Consider the following 21,170-nt stretch of genomic DNA (forward strand, 5'->3'; position numbering starts at 1 on the left):
GCAATTTATTCTGGCGTGTTGCGCCCGTGCGGGTACAAACGCTGTGCGGCGGCGTGCAGTTGCGCGGTAAAGCCGCGCGCGTTGCGGGGCTCGGCAGGGGGGTCGCTTTGCGCCGGGCCCTGGGTCAGGTGTGCGGGGTCCAGGGTGAATACCGAGGGGTCGCTGAGCAAGCCATCGGCACTGAGGCTGGTACGGCCCTGGCGGCCCAACAGCCAGGCAAGGTCCAGCTCACTCTCGCGTTGGCTGCGCTGCACGCTGTTGCTGACAAACTGGCCTTGTACCAGCCCCAGGCCGGCACCGATGGATTCACTTTGCTGCTGGGCCACGCTTGCAAGGCGCAAGCGGCTGCCGCCGGTTTCCCAGCTGGAGAGTTCATTGAGGCGTGCGTCCCGCTCCACCACCGGCGAGATGAAGATCGCCGGCACCACGTCCGGGATCGGCAGGCGGTTGAAGGGGTCGCCCGCCGGTCGGTCGAAAAATGAACCTGCCGGCGCTGGAATGAACGGCGCGGCGATATCCAGGGTTATCACCAGTTCGGCCTGGTCCTGGCCGCCGGCAAGATCGCCAATGGTGTAGGTGAACACATCCTGCAGCACCTGGCCCAGGCCTGCCGCTGCCAGCACCTGTGGGTTGGTCAGGTCGATGCTGTAGGTGTAGCTGCCGTCGGCATTGAGGACCAGCGTGCCGTACAGGCCTTGCAGCGGCTGGCCAACACTGCCCGAAGCACCGCTGGCATTTTCTGCACCGGTGCGCACACCCACCACCTGCAGGCTGTCGTTGCCGTCCACATCACTGTCGTTGGGCAGCACATTGCCGCTGGTTTGCGGTGCCGGCACCTGGTCGCTGGCCAGGGCGCTGTCGTTCTGCGCCACGGGTGCGTCGTTGGCGCCCTGGATCACCACGGTCAGGCGTGCATCGGCCGTGGCACCGGCGGAATCGCGCATGCGGTAGGTGAAGGTCTCGGAAAGTGTCTCGCCCGCAGTGCGCAAGGCCTGGACGGTGGGGTTGCTGTTGTCGATCAGGTAGGTGTAGCTGCCATCGGCATTGAGTGTCAGCTGACCATAGCGACCGACCAGTACCTGGCCTGCGCCGACCGATTGGCCCGCTTCGTTGCTGACGCTTTGTACCTGTTTGCTCTCACCATTGGCGACGCCGTCGACATCGGTGTCGTTGGCCAGCACATTGCCCTGGCCGTCGCTGCCCGGGCTACCGTTGGCCACACCACCGGCTTCCACGGCGATGCTGCCATCGTCCTGGGCATGGGGGGTGTCGTTGCGGCCATCGACGGTGATGGTCAATTGGGCGGTGTCGAACGCACCCCAGAAGTCGACCAGGGTGTAGTTGAACACGTCAGTGAGGGTCTGGCCGCTGGTGCGCAGGGCCTGGACCTCGGCCAGGTTGTTGTCGAGCACATACTGCCACGTGCCGTCGGCATTGAGCGTCAGGTCACCGTAGAGGCCGCGCAAGGTGCTGCCCACGGTGCCCACGGTACCTGCACCGGTGCTGATGCCGATGACGTGCAGGGCGTCGCCTTCCGCGTCGGTGTCGTTGTCGGTGATGACATTGCCGCTGGGGTTGATGCCGGCCTCGCTGTTGTCCAGGCCGCCGGCCTCGACGGCGGTGGCGGTGTCATCGTTGGCCACTGGCGCATCGTTGCGCCCGCGGATGATGATATTGATCTCGGCCAGGTCGTTCAGGCCACCCTGGTCGGTGACCTGATAGGTGAAGGTATCCCGCAGGAACTGCAGCGGCCCGAGGGCGAGCACCGTAGGGTTGGTGCTGTCGATGTTGTAGATGAAGCTGCCATCGGCGCCGATGATCAGCTCGCCGTAGAGCCCGGTGATCACGGTGCCATTGGTGTTGTTGGTGCCGCTGTTGACCAGGTCGAGGGTGCCGGCCGCGGCTTCGTTGCCGAAACGGACACCGCTGACGTGCTTCTGGTCGCCCTGGTCGACATCGGTGTCGTTGGGCAGCACGTTACCCGTGGGGTTGACGCTGTTGCCGTTACCATTGTCGGCCACCGCCAGGGCCAGGTCATTGCTGGCCACCGGGGCATCCCAGGCACCCTGGACGGTGATGGTCAACTGCGCGGTGTCGAGACGCCCGGCCGTGTCGCCCATGCTGTAGGTGAACTGCTCGATCAGCGATTCGCCCTGTTTCAGGCCCTGGACCGCTGCGAGGCTGTTGTTCACGACATAGGTGAAGCTGCCATCGGTGGCGATGGTCAGGGTGCCATACAGGCCATTGATCACTTGACTGCCAGTGACGACGTTGAGGATGCCGCCCGCTGCCTCGTTGCCGGTGCGGATGCCGTTGACAGTCTTGGTGTCGTTGACATCGACGTCAGTGTCGTTGGCCAGCACGTTGCCGCTGGGGTTGACCCCGGGGGTGGCGTTGAAGGTGCCTCCGGCTTCCACTGCAAGGGCGATATCGTTGACCGCCACCGGCGTGTCGTCACGGCCCTGGATGATGATGATCAGCTGTGCCGAGCTGGTAGCACCGGCCAGGTCGCGAATGCTGTAGGTGAACGCTTCGGTCAGGGTATTGGTGGCGCCGCGCAGGGCCTGGACCTGCGGATTGTTGTTGTCCAGCACATAGGTGTAGCTGCCATCGGCGCCCAGGGTGAGGGTGCCGTAGGTGCCGACGAAAGCTCTGCCGAGGGTACCGACGTTGCTTCCCTGGGTGACCCCGGTGACGCTCAAGGCTTCGCCGAAAGCGTCGACGTCGGTGTCGTTGCCCAGCACGTTGCCACTGGGGTTGGTGCCCGGGATGTCGTTGCCCTGGCCACCGGCCTCGATGGCCGTGGCGATGTCGTTGCGCGCGACCGGGGTGTCGTTGGCGCCATTGATGTTGATGGTCAGGGTGGCGCGGTCTTCGGCGCCGCTGGCGTCGATCACGGTGTAGCTGAACAGGTCTTGCAGGCTGTTGCCGGCACGCAGCTGTTGCACCTCGGTCATGGCATTGTCGAGGCGGTAGCTGTAGCTGCCGTCGGCGTTGAGGGTCAGCCAGCCATAGGCGCCACGCAGTTCGGTACCCAACGTTCCAGCGGTACCGCCCTGGCCTTCGCTGCCGGTGCGCACCGAGCTGACGGCCTGGGTTTCGCCATAGTCGATCGGGTCGGTGGGATCCTCTCCGCCGTCGACATCGGTGTCGTTGCCCAGCTCGCTGGCCGGCGGATTCTGGTGCAGGACATTGCCGCTGGGGTCCTGGCCCGGCAGATTGTTGTTCAGGCCTCCGGCTTCGACAGCGGTCGCCGTATCGTCGTTGGCCACCGGGTTGTCGTTCTGGCCACGGATGAGCACGATGATTTCGGCGCTGTCGGTCTCGGGGGTAGCCCCGACGCCGTCGCTGATGGTGTAGGTAAAGCGCTCGAGCAACAGGTCGCTGTTCAAGCGCAGTGCCTGGACCGCAGCATTGGAGTTGTCCAGCACATAGGTGTAGGTGCCATCCGGGTTGATGGTCAGGGTGCCGTACAGGCCGACCACCTGGGTGCCGCCCGGCAGCACCGCCACTGTCGTGCCGGTCTGGTCCTCGGCGCCGGCACGGATCTCGGTCACGGTCAGTGGGTCGCCGTCCGGGTCGAAGGCATTGGCGGTGGCATCGCCTGACGGGTTGACCCCAAGCGTTTGGTTATCGACACCACCGGCTTCGGTCGCCAGCGCGACGACGTTCTGCGCCACGGGCGGGTCGTTGACCCCGCGCACGGTAATGACCAACTGCGCCACGTCGGTGAGGCCGGCGTTGTCGGTGATCTGGTAGGTGAACACTTCGGTCAGCGTATCGCCTGGGGGCAGGCCCTGTACGGTGAGGTTATCGCTGTCCACGTCATAGAAAAACGAGCCGTCGGCGCCAATGCGCAAGGTACCGTAGAGCCCGTTGATCACCGTGCCATTGGCCTGGGTGGTGTCGGCATCGACATCCGTGAGGATGTCGACCAGCGGATCGTAGTCGTTCTCGGTTTTGGCGATCACGCCGGTGACTACCAGCTCGCTGCTGGGCCGGTCGGTGCGGTCGACGTCCAGGTCAACGCCGTTGCCGCCCGGCTGATCGATGGTGCCTGGCCGGCTGGGAAACAGGATCACATTGCCGCTGGGGTTGCTCTCCTGGGCGTTGCCGTTGGTGGAGGCCGCCTGGGCCGCAGCCTGGTCGTCGCTGGCCACGGGGTTGTCGTTGGCGCCCTGGATCACGATGCGCAGTTGGGCGACATCGTCCAGCCCGGCCGTGTCGTCGAGCCGGTAGCTGAAGAATTCGATCAACTGATCACCCGCCACCAGGCGCTGCACGGCGGTGTTGTCGTTGTTGACTTCGTAGCGGTAGCTGCCGTCGGCGTTGATGAAAAGGGTGCCGTAGGTGCCGTTGATTTCGGTTTCTGCACCCGCTGCCACGAGATCGAAGTCCCCGGCGGCAGACTCACGCAAATGGCGTATGCCGATAACGGTCCGGGTCTCGCCGTTGGCGTCGCTGTCGACGTCGGTGTCGTTGTCGAGCACATTGCCTTCGGCATTCTGGCCACCGAGCGTGTTGCCGACTCCGCCGGCCTCGATGGCGATACCTTCATCATCCACGCCCACCGGCGTGTCGTTGGCGCCATTGATGGTGACGACCAGGGTCGTGGTGCTGGTAGCGCCGATGATGTCGGAGATCACATAGGTGAAGTTTTCCGTTAGGGTCTGGCCGGCCAGGCGCAGGGCCTGGACGTCGGCATTGTTGTTGTCGACAAAGTACTGGTAGGAGCCGTTGGTCCCGATCAGCAATTGGCCGTACTGGCCGATCACCACGACGGTGCCGTTGACCGGCAGTGTCTGTTGGGTCAATGGCGTGCGGCCAGCCGAAAGCACCCGCAGCTGGTCGGCGTTGGTGGCGATATCGACATCGGTGTCATTGGTCAGCACGTTGCCCCGCGGGTCGATACCGGCCACCGCGTTGTTGGTACCGCCGGCCTCCACGGCGGTGATGGTGTCGGGTACCGCCACCGGTGTGTCGTTCACGGCAGCAAGGATGATCTGCAGGCTGTCCTGGTCAGTGAGCGCATCGCCAGCGGTGCCAGGGATGCCGTCGCCATCGGCGTCGCCAAAGTTGCCCTGGTCGTTGCTGAGCACGGTCAGCGTGTCGGTGCCGTTGAAGTTGGCATTGCCCAGGTACATCAGGTTGGCCAGGGCCAGGTTGAGGTCGGCGAGGTTGCCGGTCAGGGTCATGCTGGCACTGTTGCTGCCGGTGACCGTCACACCCGACGGCGTGGTGCTCAGCGACAGGGTGCCGTGCAGCACGTTCAAGGTGATGGTCAGGGTGCGGTCGTTGATAGCGGGATCGCGGTCGGCGTCGGCATCGCTGACGCTGATGCCGGTGATCGCCAGGGGGATGTCTTCCTGGCCGTTCTGGGTGCCCGGCAGGTTGTTGACCGGCGCATCGTTCTGCTCCACGAAGCCTGCGTCGGCGATGCCGGTGCCGGCATCGGCCAGGGTGACGTTGATCTGACCTACCGCGGTATCGGCGTCACTGTCGATGCGTACGCGCAAATCACCCACAGGCTGCGGGTAGTTGATCAGGCCGGTGGGTACATCGATGCGGAACACGCCCGCCGGCAGTACGCCGAAGCGGTACTGGCCGGTGGCATCGGTCACGGTGCTGAACTGCAGGTTGTCGGCGGTGGTGTCGAGCAGGCCGTCCACGCCGGCCCAGGTCAGGATCACGGTTTGCCCGGCAAGGCCAGGGCCGTCGGGAGCAATGCTGGTGTCGGCGGAGCTGGTGTCGTCCCACAGGGTGCCGCTGATCACGCCAAGCCCTGCGTTGTCGCGCAGGATGTACTGGTTGGGGCCGGTGCCGCTGCCGGTACGCTCGCCATCGACCTGGCCATCGACACCGACGCTGGAGCCGGCGAAGCTGCTGAAGTCTTCAGGCAGGCTGCTCCAGGTCAGGGTCGCATCGCTGCTGGCGATGATCTGCGCGTTGGGCAGGGTTACCTGGTACACCACGCTGACCTGGGCGCCGACATCCAGCTGGTCGAAGTTCACGCTCAAGCCGCCGGTGGTGCTGACGCTCACGCCGGCCGGCAGGTTGCCCGGGCCGTAGGTGATGCCGTTGATCTGCACGCTGAGCAGGGTATAGCCGCTGCCGCCGGCAAAGCTGTCGGTGAGCTGGGTATCGAAGGCGGGCAGGCCGCCGTTCTGGGTGAAGTTGATCTGCACCGTGGCGGTGCCGGTGCTGCCGCCGGGGTTGGGGTCGAAGCTGCTGATGTGTTTGTCCAGGCCGGTGAAACTGGGCTCCACCACCTGCTCGAACAAGGTATCGCTGCTGGCCCGGGCGTTGCCGTTGACGATTTCCTGCGCGCTTACGCCGAGCTGGGCGCCGGCAATGTTGCTGGCCTCGTTGCTGACGCGCACGTTGAACTCCAGGGAGATCCCTTCGAGGTCGTCGTCGTTGCCGTTGCCGTTGGTCACATTGCCCAGGTTGAAGGTGATGGTCTGGCTGCCGTCGGGGTTGGTGACGATGACCAGACGGGAAGGGTCGAATATCCCCGTGGGTGCCGCGCCGGAGAGGTCCGGGGTGATGGGCAGGGCCTCGGCGCTGTTCTCGTTGCCATCGATATCCAGGGTGCCGCCAATGATCAGGTTGGCGTCGCTGGTCAGGCCGCCATTGGAGATAAAGGCAATGCGCAGGGCATTGGCCAGCTCATCCGGGGCGATGAATTCCAGGCCGTTGGCCAGGGTGATCTGGATCTGGTAGTTGGGGTTGTCGCCTTCGGGCACCAGCACCACCACGCGGTAGCGAATCACTTCGCCGACCGTGACCTGCTCCACCGGACCATCGGTGGGCGAGGAAGGCGGGGTGTCCGGCAAGCCACCGACCCGCGAAATGCTGATGGCCTGGGCCACTGGCACGATCAAGCTGGAAATGAGCTGGTAGTCGTTGAGCACGCCGCTGTTGAGGGTGCCGTCGACCCCGGTACGTTCCCCGGCCTGGGTGCCGTCCAGGCTGGTCCACTGCACCATGGCCTGGTTGTCGAACGAGGCCTCGGCAGCGGCGGTGGCGTTGATCACTCCACTGATGCGCAAGACGATGCTGCCGCCCTTGGCGATGTCGATATTGGCGCCGCTGACCGTGCGCAACTGGCCGTCGACCAGCTCGAAGTCGACGCCGCCATTGTTGGTGGCGCCATTCTGGTACAGCACGCCGACCAGGGTCAGGTTGTCGATTTCGGTGGGCAGGTTGTCCAGCAGGCTAATGTCGAAGGCGTTGAAGTCGCTGCTGCTGGTGCCATTGCTGATGGTGATGGTGAACTCGACGGGGTCGCCTTCGTCATAGCCGGCAGCGCCGGTGGTGGAGGTCAGCTCCTGGGTCACCTGCAAGGTCGGCTCGCGCACGGTGATGGTGGGCTGGCCGCCGGTGAGCGCAACCGGGCGGTCGACCGGGGTCGTGCCGTTGGGGGTGTCGGCGTCCGGGTCGCTGTAGAGCACCTGGGCACTGTTCTGCAGCGACTTGTTGGCCTGGTTGCCGATGACGTTGTTGGCCACCAGTTGCAAGCGGATCACAAAGCTGTTGTTGCCCGTCTGGTTGTCGGCGCTGGCGCCGGACACGCTGAAGGTCAGGCGGGCATCCACGCCGTCGTCGCCCAGGGTGCCGCCCTGGCCGCCAATGCCGCTGACCACCACACTGCCGACAAAGTCAGCGCCCAGGGCGCCGCTACCGGCAGTGGTGGTAATGATCTGGTAGCCCAGGCCGCCGTTGAAGCTGGTATCCAGGCGCATGCCCGGTGGAATTAGGTCGTCGATGCGCAGGTTCTGGGTGCCGCCTTCGGGCAGCGTGACAATGATGTCGTAGCGCATGGATTCACCCACCACCAAGTCACTGCCGGTGGTGTGGCTGGCGCTGGAATCGCCGTCGTCGAGGCTGCCGTCGGCAAAGTTCTTGCGTATCTCGGGGGCGGCGACCTGCTGGTTGGCGAGGTCTTGCAGGTCGGTGGGGGTGAAGTCGCTGCCGCCATCGACACTGGCATAGTTGCTCAGGGTGGCAGTGCTTTGCAGGCTGCGACTGGCTTCGATGCTGGCGCTGACTTCGACATCGTAGCTGATGACCACAATGTTGGCGCCGCTGGTGTCGGCGGCCGTGCCGCTGCGCCCGGCCTGCAGGCTGGCGACGCCACCGGCGTCCTGGAAAATGATCTGGTTGCCGCTGACGATGTAGTCGGTGCCGGCAACCATCTGGCTGCCGTCGCCGCGATAAATCTGCAGGTTGGCAGTGGCCAGGCTACCGCCGACAAAGCTCAGGCCCGTGGGCAGCGTGATGCTGGTGGTGACATCGAAGGCGCCGCCACCGCCGCTGTTTTCGATGGCCGTGACCAGGCGCAGGCGGTCGGCACCGTCGATGCCACTGATATTGCCATCCACGGCGGCAAGGTCGGTGATGGTGCCGTTGAAGGGCACGCCGGTGCTGCCCGGCGGGTTCCAGCTGCCGGTGGTGTTGGTGACCGTACCGTTGGAGCCGGAGACCACGCCGTGCTTGATATTGAGCACAGGTTCGGCAACCGAGACGATCACCGCGATGTCCGAGGAGATCAGCGTGCGGTCGGTGAGGGTGGTCTGCTGGCTGGACTGGGCCAGTACGTCCAGAGAGCGCTGGTCGGCAAACGGCTGGTCGCCCACGCGCAGGGTAAAGCGCACCACGATACGGCTACCGGCGGTATCGGCAGTGACGAAACTGCCGAAATCGAACACCACCGCGTTGCCATCGGCGCTGGTGACTGTCACCACGCCGCCCAGGTTGGTGTTGCCGTCACCGATCTGCCATTGCCCGGTCTGGTCGCCCTGCGTCCAGGTGATACCACTGACATTGAACAGCGGCAGCGGCAGGTAGGCGGTGAGCTTGAAGTTTTCGTAGTCACCGGTGACCAGGTCGTAGCTGAGCTGGAAAGTGACCTCATCGCCCGGGCGCAGCTCGCCATTGGCAGGTGGTGGCTGGTTGTTGACGTCGAGAATCTCGATGTCGACGTTGCGCGTCGGCACGGTGCTCAGGGTTGAGGAATCATCGGTTTGCGAGGCGCCGGTGAGGTTGAGCACATCCTGCAGCAGGGTGCCTTCGACCACCGCCTGGTTGCCCAGGTCGTCGCCTTCGTTGATTTCGCTGTGGGGGGCGCCAGACGGTGGCCGGTAGCTTTGGCCCACCAGGGCGGTGTAGCTCAGTACCGCCAGCGCGGCGCCTTCAAGGCGGTCGTCGAAGGCCAGGTCGCCATTGAACCAGCCGCCCACCACGGCCGCGGCATTGCGCAGTGACTGGGCGATATCGAACACCATCGAGGTGCTGCCGTCGCCGTTGTCGACCACGCTGGTGACCAGGGTAATGGTGCGCGCCACACCGTTGATGGTCACGGTGAGGGTCGGGGTGCCGACCAGCGTCTGGCCGTCACTGAGCTGGTCGCGGACCACCAGTTGGCCATCGTTGAAGAAGTCCTTGCCGAAGGCGAAGAAGTCCGACACGGCCAGGTTGAGGGTGTACTGCAAGGTATCGCCAGGGGTCACGCCGGTCTGGCCGATATCGTTCTGGATGCCCACTTGCTTGAGCAAGGTGATCGACTTGGCAACGAATTGGACCGGATCGCCCGTGCCGCTGAAGTCGATGGTGGTCGCCGGGGCTACTACGTCGCGCGGGTCCAGCGGTGCCCATTGGCCAGTGGCTGAAGGCGCGTCCACGGTGATGGTCACCGCGTTGCCGGTGACCGGGTCAAGCACCGGTTGGGCGTCTGCATCGAATTCGGGTACATAGAACGCCACTTGAGTGTCTGTGGCGGCCGACAGTGTGGCGTACTCGACGGTGAACGAATCGATAAAGATGTTATCGGCGGCAATCGCCGCAGCGATGGCTGTCGGGTTGCTGATCACCGTGCCGTCGTGCAGCGTGATTGACCGCAGCACGCCGCCGGGGCCCGGGGTAATGGCGGTGACCTGAACGTTGTCGGGCAGGGGTTGCGTCACCACCACATTGCTCAGGGTCTGTCCCGGTGCCGGGGTGATGGTCACGGTCAGGGAGCGGTTGAAGTTGGGGCCGGTGGCCGTTTCGCCTTCCGGGGTGGACACCGTCTGGTCGAACGTCAGTACTGTCGGGTGTACGGTGTAGTCGACGGTGCCGACCTGCATCAGGCTGGGGTCGGCCTGGGGGTTGTCGAGGGGGTCATTGCCAAACTCGAAGCCACCGCTGGTCTTGATCACCAGATCCGGCGTGCCGTTGGAAAAAGCGGTGTCTGCCAGCTGGCTGAGGCTGGCGGTGATCTGCACCGGGATCACCGGCTGGTTGGCGGTCACGCTGGCAAATGGCAGCTCCACCACAACCAGTTGGTCGCCGGCGCGCATGCCGTAGGTGGCAGCGTTGAGCACCACGAAATTGCCACTGGCGTCCTTGGCCAGCGGGTGGGTGGCGTTGCCGGAAGCATCGAAGGTGACTGCATGCGTCGTGAGGGTCTGGCCCAAGTAACTGGCGGAGATGAAACTCACGCCATCATCGCCATCCCTACCGGTAACGGGCATGAAAATATTGAGAAACGGCGCGTAGCCTTCCTGGGTCGAAGGGTTGGTGAAGTTCACCGTGAAATTGAAGGTATTACCGAGCAATACATCGTCACCGGCCACCGGCAGGCCGGTGGTGGGCGCGGCATCGGCCAGCAGGCCGTCGAAGTCGGCCAGGGCTGCGGCGCTCAGGGCGATATGCTGGTCGATGGTGCCGTTGCGCACCTCGAGGGTCCAGTCGCCGCCCCCGGCTGCGCTACCGGTGTCGTTGCTGGACGCAGCGACATCGGCGCCCGTCCAGCGGGCCAGTTCGGTGACCAGGGTCTTGCCGGCGTCGCCCGCACCGATGTTGCAGCCGTAGAGCTGGATATCGGCGCCCTGGGTCAGGTTGCCTTGCCACTGTTGCAGGGTGGAGGCGAGATTGTCGACGTTGTCCGCCGTGATGGTGCGGTTGCCCAGGGTGAACTGCCCGGCGCCGCCGTGCGACAGCACCTGGATCGAGTCGACCTTGCCCAGTTGCGCCAGGGCTGCGGTAATTGCCGCCAGGCCGTCCTGGCTGCTGTCGACCACCAGGGCGGTGACGTCGCTGGGCAACTGCGCGACCAGTTGTTCTTTATTTTCGATACGGCTGTCGAGCACCAGCAGGTGGCGGGCGGCCGAGGGTGCAGGTTCGCTGCGCGCCGGGGCATCGGTGGGGGCAGGGTGTGCGCTGGCATCATCCTTGGGGGCCGCCGTATCGGCGTGTTGCTGATCGGCCGCTGCCGTGGCAGCAGCGCCGTCGAACAGAATCCTGGGTTCCAATGCTAGCGTCTGGGTTTGCGGACGCAGATGAAGAGCAGGGGAAAAACCACGCGAACCATGCATAGCAACAACCCTCAGAAAGCACGGCGAACCATTCCATTGAGTTCATTCAAGGCACTGAACAGTGCAAGCGTAGGATGATTCTGAGGGAATTCCAGTTGTTACGACGGCGTGCGTAGTCTTTGGCGTACGCGATTCAGACGTCACCCGCCTGTTCGAGTAGCGAGCGGGCACGTGCGATCACCGGTGCATCGACCATCTGGCCGTCCAGGGCAAAAGCACCGTCAGTGTGGTGCGCCGCTTGCAGTACGCGCCTTGCCCAGTCCAATGCCTCATCGCTAGGCCGCAAGGCGGCGTGAATCACTGCGACCTGGCTTGGGTGAATACACAGGGCACCGCCAAAACCCATGTCACGGGCAGTCTGTGCTGCCAGGTTAAGGCCGGCAGTGTCCTGGAGAGTGGGGAAGACGCCGTCCAGGGCAGGGGCCAGGCCAGCGACACGGGTGTGCAGCAGGACCGCATAGCGGGCCTGGTCCAGCAGCCGTTCGGCGCCGGGGCTGCCGTTGCGCAGGTTCAGGTCCAGGGCAAGATCGAGGCTGCCGAAGGCCAGGCGCTCGACCCCCGTAGTGCCGGCAATGGCCGGTAGCGCCGCCAGGCCCCGGGCGCTTTCGATGATCGGCACGACCGGCTTGCCGGTCGCCGTGGCCTGGAGCACCTGAGCGGGTGACTCGGCCTTGGGCAGTACGATGCCGCTGACTTCGGCGTAGCGCCGGCACAAGGCAAGATCCACGGCGTGCGCCCGGTGCTCGGGTGCGTTGACCCGTACCAGCACCTGGACGCCAGGATGCGCCTGCAGGAAGCGCTGCAGGTTGTCGCGGGCCTGATCCTTGAGGGACTCCTCGACGGCGTCTTCAAGGTCGACGATAACCCTGTCGGCGCCACTGGCAAGGGCCTTGGGGATGCGTTCCGGGCGGGTGGCGGGCACGAACAGGGCACTGCGGACAACCGCCGGGGTCATTGCGCACCTCCTTCTATATAGGTATAGGTGACTTCGCCCACCTGGGCAGTGCCGTCCTGGTTCCCCGCCTGGAGCAGGGCTTTTCCTGGTGCCGTCAGTTGGCCGACGACCTGGAACGGCTGGGGTGAAATCAGTGGGCGCACCCCGCGAAAACTGAAGCCTTTGACTGTGGCTTGTGGATGGGCGCGCTGGAAGGCACGCAGGCTCAAGGTCGCTATCAGCGGGCCATGTACCACCAGCCCCGGATAGCCTTCGGTCTCGGTGACATAGGGCCAGTCGTAATGGATGCGATGACCGTTGAAGGTGACCGCCGAATAGCGAAACAGCAGGGTGGCGTCGGGCTCGATGGTTTCTTGCCATTGGCCGACCATCAGCACGTCGGTGTTGCCCAGTTTCGGCGGCGAGGGTTCGCGGTAGACGATGTCCTGTTCATCGACAAGGGCGCAATCACCGTTCTGGTAGAACTCGTGGCGGACCGTGACGAACAACAGCGAGCCCGTACGTCCGTGCTTTTCCTCGACCTTGAGCAGGGTGGAGATGCGCTCGACCTGGGCGTCGACCCGCAGCGGCCGATGGAAGCTCAAGCGGCTGCCTGCCCACATGCGTTGGCGGTTGTAGGCGGGCGGCAGGAAACCACCCAGTGCGGGATGACCATCGGGGCCAAGCCCGGCCTCGGCCACGGGTTCCTGGAAGAATGCCCAGTGCCAGAGCAGCGGCAGGGCCTCCCCAGGGTTGGGTGCCGCCTCGCCCAGGGTGGCCGCGATGCGCTTGACCAGGTTATGGCTGAGCTGGTCGCGGCTTTCTTCGATGCGGCCAACCCAGGTCGAGTAATCAGGTGCGTTCATGGTGGGCTCCTTCACGGTGGCGGGGCGAGGGGGGCAAGGTCATACCACCCCACGTGCGCGTAACTGGCCAATCCGCTCGGCCGACCAGCCCAGGCCTGCCAGTACCTGATCGGTGTGTTCGCCAAGCCCCGGGACCGGGTCCATGCGCGGTGCATAGGCATTGCTGGTAACCGGCGGCAACAGGCCGGGAATGGGGCCGGCAGGCGTGTCGACCTGGGTCCAGCGTTCACGGGCCTGCAACTGCGGATGGTCCCACACCCCCTGCATGTCGTTGACCTGGGCGTTGGCGATCTGTGCCTGCTCGAGTCGCTCGGTGACGGCGCCAAGGCTCAGGCTGGCAAAGGCCTGCACAATCAGGTCGCGCAGCGCCGCACGGTTTTCCACTCGCTTGACGTTGGTGTTGAATCGCTCATCATTCGCCAATGCTGGCTGATGCAGCACGTTGACGCAGAACTGTTGCCATTCCCGTTCGTTCTGCACGCCCAGCATCACCGTGTTGCCATCGCCCGTCGGGAACGGCCCGTAGGGGTAGATGGTGGCGTGGGCCGCGCCGGCGCGCACCGGCGCGCAGGCACCGGCATAGGCGTAGTACAGCGGAAAGCTCATCCATTCGACCAGGCTTTCGAGCATCGACACGTCCACGTGGCTGCCTTCGCCGGTTTTCTCTCGCAACAGCAGGGCACTGAGGATCCCGGTGTAGGCGTACATGCCGGCTGCGATGTCGGCGATCGAGCAACCGGCCTTGGCCATCTGCGATTGCTCCGGGCCGCCGGTCACCGACAAAAAGCCACCCTCGCTCTGGATCAACAGGTCATAGGCTTTTTTCTGTTCGTAGGGCCCACCTTTGCCATAGCCGGAAATGTCACACACGATCAAGCGCGGGAAGCGCGCGTGCAATGCCTCGAACGACAGGCCCAGGCGCGCGGCGGCGCCAGGGGCAAGGTTCTGCACCAGAACATCGGCGTCGGCGAGCAGGGTGTCCAGCACCTCGGTCGCGACCGGTTGCTTGAGGTCCAGGGTCAAGCTCTGTTTTGAGCGATTGGTCCACACGAAGTGCGAGGCCAGGCCCTGGACTCGTTGGTCGTAACCACGAGCAAAGTCACCCACACCGGGGCGCTCGACCTTGATGACGCGGGCGCCAAGGTCGGCAAGCTGGCGGGTACAGAAGGGCGCGGCAATGGCATGTTCGAGGCTGATGACCGTGATACCGTCCAGCGGGCGAGGGCGTGTGGGCTGGCTCATGCTGTTGTCTCTCTTGTCATGGCGCATTCCGGGGCACCGCACGATGCGATGCGGTGCGGTGCGGTGCGGTGATCCAGCTAAACCTAGAACGAACGTGGCAACTCCAGCAGGTGTTCGGCCACGTACGACAGGATCAGGTTGGTGGAAATCGGCGCGACCTGGTACAGGCGGGTCTCACGAAACTTGCGCTCGACGTCGTATTCATTGGCAAAACCGAAGCCGCCGTGGGTCTGCAGGCAGGCGTTGGCCGCCTCCCAACTGGCCTTGGCGGCCAGGTACTTGGCCATGTTGGCCGCGGCGCCGGCGTTCTTGCCGCTGTCGTACTCCTCACAGGCGCGCCAGCGCATCAGGTCGGCCGCTTCGATCTCGATATGCGCTTCGGCTATCGGGAACTGCACGCCCTGGTTCTGGCCGATGGGCCGGCCGAACACAACGCGGTCACGGGCGTAGTGGCTGGACTTCTCGATGAACCAGCGGCCATCGCCGATGCATTCGGCGGCGATCAGGGTGCGTTCGGCGTTGAGGCCATCGAGGATGTACTTGAAGCCTTTGCCTTCTTCACCGATCAGGCTGCTGGCCGGAATGCGCAGGTTGTCGAAGAACAGCTCGTTGGTTTCGTGGTTGACCATGTTGGCGATGGGCTGCACGGTCAGGCCGTTGCCGATGGCTTCGCGCAGGTCGACCAGGAAGATCGACATGCCTTCGGACTTCTTCTTGACCTCCGCCAGGGGCGTGGTGCGCGCCAGCAGGATCATCAGGTCCGAATGCTGGACCCGCGAGATCCACACCTTCTGGCCATTGATCAGGTAGTCGTCGCCCTGGCGCACGGCGGTGGTCTTGATCTTGGTGGTGTCGGTTCCGGTGGTCGGCTCGGTGACCCCCATCGACTGCAGGCGCAGTTCGCCACTGGCGAGCTTGGGCAGGTAGTAGCGCTTCTGCTCGTCACTGCCGTGGCGCAGCAAGGTGAACATGTTGTACATCTGGCCGTGGATGGTGCCGGAGTTGCCACCGCAGCGGTTGACCTCTTCCAGGATCACCGAGGCCTCGGCCAGGCCCAGGCCGGAACCGCCATAGGCCTCGGGGATCATTGCCGACAGCCAGCCGGCGGTGGTCATGGCGCTGACGAAGGCCTCGGGGAAGCCTTTGCGTTCATCGATCTTGCGCCAGTATTCGGCAGGAAAATCGGCACACAGCGCGCGCACGCCTTCGCGGATGGCATTGAGTGCTTCGTGATTGCGATCGGTCATGGTCATTGGACTCGCCGGGATACGGATGCAGTGATTCTGCCCAGGCGAGGAGGGGAGCACGACTACCTTTTTTGTCTTTGAGGTATGCTGGTTGGGCATAGCTCATCGATAATTCCGGGGTGGTGTTTCTATGGATGTCGTTCAACTCAAGACACTGATCCACGTCGCCGAGCTCGGCAGTCTGAGCAAGGCGGCTGATCGCCTGCATATCGCCCAGCCTGCCCTCAGCCGGCAGATTCGCCAGTTGGAGCAGGAGCTGGGCGGCTACTTGTTCGAGCGCCATGGGCGTGGCATGCAAATCACCGAGATGGGCCGCGAGGTGCTGGCCCATGCCACGCGGATCATGGAAGAGATGGAGTCGATCCGCAGCACTGTGGCGGGTGGCGGTACGCTGTTTCGCAGCACTGTTGTGGTCGGCACCACGCCAACGGTGGCCGAAATCGCGACCGTACCCTGGGTGCGCAAAATGCGTGAAGCGCAGCCCCACCTGGGTATCCGCTTTTCCTCGGCCTACAGCGGCTATCTGCTGGACTGGCTGCAGCGCGGAGAGCTGGAGCTCGCCATCTCCTACGACCCACCGCCGCTGCACACCTTGCGTATTGTCCCGGTGATGATGGAAAACCTGATTCTGGTCGGCCCGCCGCAGGCGGGCCTGCACCTGGACATGCCGGTCGCCTTTGCGCAACTGCAAGCGCACGAGCTGGTACTGCCCAGTGCGCGCCACGGGCTGCGGTTGATCGTCGATGAGTGCGCACGCAAGGCCGGCATTACCTTGCGTACCAGCCTTGAGGCCGATTCCTTTGCGGCGATGGTCGACCTGGTACGCAATGGCTTCGGCCTGACCGTGCTGCCCCTGGCTTCGATCTATGCCCACCTGCAGAGCGGCAGCCTGTGCGCTGCTCCGCTGGTCGACCCGACTCCGATGCGCAAGCTCGTACAAGTGTTCCCGGCAGATCGGAGGGTCAGCCCGGCGGCTAAATTCGTCGGCCAGGCCTTCACCGAAATTGCCGCCGACCTGGTCGAACGGCATATCTGGGCAGGGCACATGCTGTAGGGCGACAGGCATTTTTTACGGACTTTTTACGCCGCCCGCCAGCGCTTGCAAGGATACTGGCGGCGTAATGTCCTGACTGCTTGCGCATCGAAACCCGGTGCCGGGCAGCGGTGTCCAGGCCCTCTGTGTTCGAGACCGCTTACCGTGAGCTCATCTGCTTCCCACGCAACGCCCCTGAACCCTGCAAAAACCTCGTCAATCAGCTTGCTCGTCGCCGCCGTCGGCGTGGTCTACGGCGACATTGGCACCAGCCCGCTGTACACCCTCAAGGAAGTCTTCGCCGGCCACTATGGCGTGCAGGCCAACCATGACGGGGTACTGGGGATTCTGTCGCTGGTGTTCTGGTCGTTGATCTGGGTAGTGACCGTCAAGTACGTGTTGTTCGTGCTGCGTGCCGACAACCAGGGCGAGGGCGGCATCATGGCCCTGACCGCACTGGCACGGCGCGCTGCGGCGCCGTATCCGCGGCTGAGCCGGGTACTGGTACTGCTGGGACTGTTCGGCGCCGCGCTGTTCTATGGCGACAGCATGATTACCCCGGCGATCTCGGTATTGTCGGCGGTCGAGGGGTTCCAACTAGCCTTCGACGGCATCGAGCATTGGGTGGTGCCGATTGCGCTGGTGGTGCTGGTGGGCCTGTTCCTGATCCAGAAACACGGCACGGCGCGCATCGGCATATTGTTCGGCCCGGTGATGGTGCTGTGGTTCACCGTGCTGGGGGCGTTGGGTATCCACGGCATTGTCCAGCGCCCGGAAGTGTTGCAAGCGCTGAACCCGGCCTGGGCAGTGCAGTTCTTCGTGGTCCACCCAGGTATTGGCGTCGCCATTCTGGGTGCCGTGGTGCTGGCCTTGACCGGCGCCGAGGCGCTGTATGCCGATATGGGCCACTTTGGCCGCAAGCCCATTGCCCGGGCCTGGATCCTGCTGGTGCTGCCAGGGTTGGTGCTCAACTACTTCGGCCAGGGCGCATTGATCCTCGGCAATCCGGAGGCTGTGCGCAACCCGTTCTACCTGCTGGCGCCGGGCTGGGCGCTGGTGCCGATGATCGGGCTGTCGACCCTGGCCACCATCATCGCCTCCCAGGCGGTGATTTCCGGGGCGTTTTCCCTGACCCGCCAGGCCATCCAGCTCGGCTATGTGCCACGCATGTTCATCCAGCACACGTCGAGCCAGGAGCAGGGGCAGATCTACATCGGCACGGTGAACTGGGCGTTGATGGTTGGCGTGGTGCTGCTGGTGATCGGCTTTGAATCCTCCGGCGCCCTGGCGGCCGCCTATGGTGTGGCGGTGACCGGCACCATGTTGATCACTACCTTGCTGTCGGCGGCCGTGGTGCTGTTGGCGTGGAAGACCCCGCGCTGGCTGGCGGTGCCGTTGCTGCTGGGTTTCTTGTTGGTCGACAGCCTGTATTTCGCCGCCAACGCGCCGAAAATCTTCCAGGGTGGTGCGTTCCCGGTGATCGCCGGTATCGGCTTGTTCATCCTGATGACCACCTGGAAGCGCGGGCGCAAGATGATCGTCGAACGGCTGGATGAGTCGGCGCTGCCGTTGCCGTTGTTCATTGCCAGCATCGCCGCGCAGCCGCCGCACCGGGTGCAGGGGACGGCGGTGTTCCTGACCGCCCGGGCGGATGCGGTGCCCCATGCGTTGTTGCACAACTTGCTGCACAACCAGGTATTGCATGAACGGGTGGTGTTGTTGACCGTGGTGTCCCAGGACCGGCCGCGGGTGCCGCTGGCCCAGCGTTTTGAAGTGCAGGGTTTCGGGGAGGGCTTCTACCGGGTGAATTTGAACTTCGGCTTTATCGAGGAGCCGGATGTGCCGGCGGCGCTGCAGCTGTGTCATTTGCCGGCGCTTGATTTCAGTCCCATGGGCACCACGTACTTCTTGAGCCGCGAGACGGTGATTGCCACCAAGCGCATGGGCATGGCGCGGTGGCGGGAAGGCTTGTTTGCGTTCTTGCTGAAGAATGCCAACAGCAATCTTCGCTATTTCAACCTGCCGCTCAACCGGGTGATCGAGCTGGGGACGCAGGTGGAAATGTGATCGCGGGGCAAGCCCGCTCCTGCCGGACGGGTGGGAGCGGGCTTGCCCCGCGATGGATTGACTTAACCCGCCGCAGCCTGGGCTTCACCACCTGCCACCTGAGCGGTGTTGCGTACCAACCGATGCAGCCGGCTGGCCACGACAAAGCCGATCACCGCCAGCACCATCATGCTGATGAAAACGTAGTTGTAGCCCTGTGGCCCGGGAAACCGGTCAAGGATGGCGCCATAGCCGACATAGGCGAACATGCCCGGCGCATAGCCGATCAGGCAACCAATGCCAAAGGCTGAGCCGGTGATGTGCGCAGCGATGCCGACTTCGCCCATGGGCGCCCAGAACACGCCACGCATGGAGAACACGATGAAGGCAAACGACAGGGTCGCGGCCATGCCGGCATAGATGTAGCCAGGACTCTTGGGCACCAGGAGGATCATCGCCATCATCGGCAGCAACGCCAGGAACGCCCATTTCAGGTAACGGCTGGGGCTCTTGAATTGCTTGTCGGCCAGGAAGCCGCCCGCCGGGCCACCGAGGATCTTGAGCATGTACTGGTTGATGATGCCGTAGGCCCCCACCAGCGCGACCGGCAGGCCGTAGACCTCCTTGAGGTAGGGGATGAAGTAGGTCAGCCCGCAATACACGATGTAGACCATGAACACGTTGAAACTCACCAGCCAGATTGCCGGGACCTTGACGGCCTGCATCAGGTTGGCTGCTGGGTTCTTCAGGGTGGTGGCCTGTGCAGGCTGAGCGCCTTTGAGCAGGAACCAGGTCAGTACGCCGGCAGCAATGTCGATGACCGAGTAGAAGACAATTGCCGCCTTCAGGCCGGCCTCGGCAGCACCCATGGCAATGAACACACCCAGGGCCGAGAATGCCACCAGCGTGTCGATCACCCCGCGACCGCCTTCCAGCAGGCCGAACAGGCGGCCTTGTTCCTTGTCGTCGCCCAGGCCACGTACCGCCTTGAGCAACGCCGGCCAGTAGATGCAGTCGGCGCATACCGCCAGCAGGCAAAACACGATCATCAGGCTGTTGAAGGGCGGGAAGGTGGCCAGGTACAGGCCCAGCGCACCGGTGCCCAGCAGGCCCAGGGGAATCAGCTTGCGGGTGTCGAAGCGGTCGGCCAGCACACCGCCGACCACGAACAGCCCGGTGGCGATGATGGCGTTGGCACTGAGCAGCAGGCCGATTTCAGTGTGCGACAGCCCCATGAATTCCTGCATGGGGACATAGAACGCGTCCTTGAGGTTTGCCAGCTTGTAGATGGTGCCGCCACCGAGGATCAGTATCAGGAATTTGAACCATTTGGCCTTGTCTTGAGTGCTCATTGTTGTTCTCCAGGCGTGATGGGTAGGGCGCTCAGGCGGAGGTGGCCAGGGCAAGTTCGGCCAGCGTGCGCAATTCGGCCAGCAGGCCCTTCACATAGCTGACCTGGTTGTTGGCCCAGCGCTGTTCGCCGGCCAGCATCTGTTCGAGGGTGAAGCCTTCGGGCAGGGGGGTGTCGCTCATTTCCCGGTAGGCAATGAACGGGTCGGCCGGCTCGTGCAGTTGGCGAAATGCCGGGGCGACGTAGTGGTTTTCCTGTTCGAGGATGAAGGCGATCACTTGTGGTTCGCGTTCCCCGAGCATCAGCAGTTCGAACAACATGCGCGGGCTGGGCAGGTCGTCTTCGGCGCTGCCTTGCAGTACCCCGTAGTGGCCAAAGCCCTGGACCTCGGCTACCACGCGAACACCCTTGAGGTGGGTCTGGCGAATGTGCGGGGCCAGGTGCGCCAAGGCCTGCAAGGGTTGCTCGCAGGCATTGATCATGTTGCCGAAGTCGAACAGGGCGTGCAGGCGCGGGTGGTTGGCCTGGCTCAGCAGTTGGGCGATTTCGTCGCTCTTGAGCTCCTCGTGCTGCTCGAAATCAAAGTAAAGGTCGTGGGCATCGGCCTGCTGGGCGAGGTATTGAAGGTCGCCGGCGATCCGCTCCATCACCTGCGACAGCGGGCCTTCGTAGCGCGAATAGACGCGGATGTTGCGGGTACCGATGGCCTTGGCCACGGCGATCGCGGCATCGACATCGGCCTTGAGGGTGCTGCTCAGCTCAAGGTGAACAGCCAGCTGCAACGCCTGGGCCTTCTCGGCAAAGGCGCCCAACTGCTCGGCACTCATCTGCGACAGGCTGTTGTGCTCACCGTCGAGCATATGCAGGCTCAGCCCCGCCAGTTCGTGGCGATAGGCAAAGTCGAGGAGGTCGAAGGGCGTCAGGCGACCATGGGTGAGGTTGGTCAACAAGGGGTAGGCATGGGCGAACAGGCGAACCTGATCGAGGCGTTCGAGCAGGCGTGCGGCCAGTTCGCGGGTCAACAGCACCGGCGCTGCAGCGCCTTTGGTCTTGTTATCGAGCAACCGGGTGAAGCGTTCTTGGATAGCATTCAT

At 64.1% G+C, this 21,170-nt stretch carries 9 protein-coding genes; 2 read left to right on the forward strand and 7 right to left on the reverse strand.

Annotation, left to right across the window (positions count from 1 at the left end):
* Positions 1–5: 5 nt before the first annotated feature.
* The 5 genes from H621_RS0120055 to H621_RS0120075 all read right to left on the reverse strand — a co-directional run bounded on the left by H621_RS0120055 (position 6) and on the right by H621_RS0120075 (position 15,646).
* Positions 6–11,357 (reverse strand): VCBS domain-containing protein, encoded by an 11,352-nt coding sequence (locus tag H621_RS0120055; RefSeq protein ID WP_028945084.1) that lies wholly within the window; start codon positions 11,355–11,357, stop codon positions 6–8.
* A gap of 133 nt (positions 11,358–11,490) precedes the next feature.
* Positions 11,491–12,312 (reverse strand): HpcH/HpaI aldolase/citrate lyase family protein, encoded by an 822-nt coding sequence (locus H621_RS0120060; protein WP_028945085.1) that lies wholly within the window; start codon positions 12,310–12,312, stop codon positions 11,491–11,493.
* Positions 12,309–13,157, reverse strand: a complete 849-nt coding sequence (locus tag H621_RS0120065) for an HTD2 family dehydratase (protein WP_028945086.1) — start codon at positions 13,155–13,157, stop codon at positions 12,309–12,311. Before H621_RS0120065 ends, H621_RS0120060 begins: the two co-directional genes overlap by 4 nt.
* A 39-nt stretch (positions 13,158–13,196) precedes the next feature.
* Positions 13,197–14,399, reverse strand: a complete 1,203-nt coding sequence (locus H621_RS0120070) for a CaiB/BaiF CoA transferase family protein (RefSeq protein ID WP_028945087.1) — start codon at positions 14,397–14,399, stop codon at positions 13,197–13,199.
* Between the two features lie 83 nt (positions 14,400–14,482).
* Positions 14,483–15,646 (reverse strand): acyl-CoA dehydrogenase family protein, encoded by a 1,164-nt coding sequence (locus tag H621_RS0120075; protein ID WP_028945088.1) that lies wholly within the window; start codon positions 15,644–15,646, stop codon positions 14,483–14,485.
* A 130-nt stretch (positions 15,647–15,776) separates the two neighbouring features.
* Here H621_RS0120075 and H621_RS0120080 point away from each other — a divergent pair, with 130 nt between their 5' ends.
* Entirely contained in the window at positions 15,777–16,700 is a 924-nt protein-coding gene (locus tag H621_RS0120080) for a LysR family transcriptional regulator (protein WP_028945089.1), read from the forward strand.
* A gap of 144 nt (positions 16,701–16,844) precedes the next feature.
* Positions 16,845–18,746: a potassium transporter Kup gene (locus H621_RS0120085; RefSeq protein WP_051270640.1), complete on the forward strand. Its 1,902-nt coding sequence runs from the start codon at positions 16,845–16,847 to the stop codon at positions 18,744–18,746.
* 62 nt (positions 18,747–18,808) lie between these two features.
* On the opposite strand, the gene H621_RS0120090 is transcribed toward H621_RS0120085, so the two are convergent.
* Both H621_RS0120090 and H621_RS0120095 read right to left on the reverse strand, forming a co-directional pair.
* Positions 18,809–20,077, reverse strand: a complete 1,269-nt coding sequence (locus H621_RS0120090) for an MFS transporter (RefSeq protein ID WP_028945091.1) — start codon at positions 20,075–20,077, stop codon at positions 18,809–18,811.
* A 31-nt stretch (positions 20,078–20,108) separates the two neighbouring features.
* Positions 20,109–21,170, reverse strand: coding sequence for a TIM barrel protein (locus tag H621_RS0120095; RefSeq protein ID WP_028945092.1), 1,062 nt, complete (start codon positions 21,168–21,170; stop codon positions 20,109–20,111).

It is taken from the genome of Pseudomonas vranovensis DSM 16006 (genome assembly GCF_000425805.1).
In the GTDB taxonomy this organism is placed as follows: Bacteria; Pseudomonadota; Gammaproteobacteria; order Pseudomonadales; family Pseudomonadaceae; genus Aquipseudomonas; species Aquipseudomonas vranovensis.

Excerpts from the sequence above, each read along its gene's own strand:
- H621_RS0120055 (WP_028945084.1), bottom strand. The coding sequence starts at position 11,357 with ATGCATGGTTCGCGTGGTTTTTCCCCTGCTCTTCATCTGCGTCCGCAA.
- H621_RS0120060 (WP_028945085.1), bottom strand. The coding sequence starts at position 12,312 with ATGACCCCGGCGGTTGTCCGCAGTGCCCTGTTCGTGCCCGCCACCCGC.
- H621_RS0120065 (WP_028945086.1), bottom strand. The coding sequence starts at position 13,157 with ATGAACGCACCTGATTACTCGACCTGGGTTGGCCGCATCGAAGAAAGC.
- H621_RS0120070 (WP_028945087.1), bottom strand. The coding sequence starts at position 14,399 with ATGAGCCAGCCCACACGCCCTCGCCCGCTGGACGGTATCACGGTCATC.
- H621_RS0120075 (WP_028945088.1), bottom strand. The coding sequence starts at position 15,646 with ATGACCGATCGCAATCACGAAGCACTCAATGCCATCCGCGAAGGCGTG.
- H621_RS0120080 (WP_028945089.1), top strand. The coding sequence starts at position 15,777 with ATGGATGTCGTTCAACTCAAGACACTGATCCACGTCGCCGAGCTCGGC.
- H621_RS0120090 (WP_028945091.1), bottom strand. The coding sequence starts at position 20,077 with ATGAGCACTCAAGACAAGGCCAAATGGTTCAAATTCCTGATACTGATC.
- H621_RS0120095 (WP_028945092.1), bottom strand. The coding sequence starts at position 21,170 with ATGAATGCTATCCAAGAACGCTTCACCCGGTTGCTCGATAACAAGACC.